Source organism: Streptomyces torulosus, from assembly GCF_001419765.1.
GTDB lineage: Bacteria > Actinomycetota > Actinomycetes > Streptomycetales > Streptomycetaceae > Streptomyces > Streptomyces torulosus.
The window spans coordinates 910-1,776 of the sequence record NZ_LIRK01000610.1; the positions used below are offsets into that span (position 1 = coordinate 910).

Annotated in this window: 1 protein-coding gene; it reads left to right on the forward strand. The window is 68.7% G+C overall.

All coding sequences use genetic code 11. The annotated features are described in order from the left end of the window. Positions 1-867, forward strand: an 867-nt coding sequence (locus AOK23_RS35100) for an MFS transporter (RefSeq protein WP_157878239.1), incomplete at both ends; no start/stop codon positions are given.

Genomic DNA, 867 nt, shown 5'->3' on the forward strand with positions numbered 1-867 from the left:
CGCCGGGCATCGGGCAGCAGCACGGTTCGGTGAACGCCGGGTCTTCCTGGCGGGAGCGCTGGTGTTTGCCGCGTCGTGCCTGCTCAGTGGAGCAGCTCAGGACGCTGAGCAGTTGATCGCTGCCCGTGCTCTGCAGGGAGCGGCCGCAGCACTGATCGGTGCCGCAGTCCTGCGCGTGGTGTCCGCATCCGCTGCTCCCGGCGACCGCGTAAGGGGCTTGGGACTGATCGCCGCCGTGACGAGCGTGGGAGTCCTGGGAGCAGACTTTCTCGGCGGGGTGGTCACCGCACTCTTCGGCTGGCGGGGCGTCTTCCTGCTGCCCGGAGCGGTGTCGCTCGCGCTCCTGGCGACTGCCCCGGTGCTGCCGAGACGGAGGTCCGGGCCCGAAGCCGGGATCGGCCTCGGAGTGCTGGATGCTCTGCTGTTCGGTGCGGGAATGGTCTGTCTGACGATCAGTATGACCGGTAGCGGGCGCCGGACCTGGGCCTCGGTCGAGTGGATGACCTCTCTTGCGTCGGGCGTCGCGCTTCTGACGACGTTCCTTCTCCTCCAGCTGAAACCGCGAGGTTGGGCACTCATATCGTCCGGTGCCTTCCGGTCGGGTCCGTCGCGCGTGACCGTCGCCGTCAGCGCTCTGCTCGGCGCGGCCCTGGCGTCCGAGGGATTCCTCGTCTCCTTCTATCTCCAGAAAGTGCTGCACTACGGCCCGCTGGAGGTAGGGCTGGTGTTTCTTCCGCCCGCGGTGACCACCTTCACCGTGTCAGTCCTGGCGAACAGGGCGCCGTACGGGCCGCGTGCACTGTTGGCGGCGGGGCTTGCGCTGCTGGCGGTCGGCTTGATCTGGCTCGGCCGCGCCCCCGACAACTT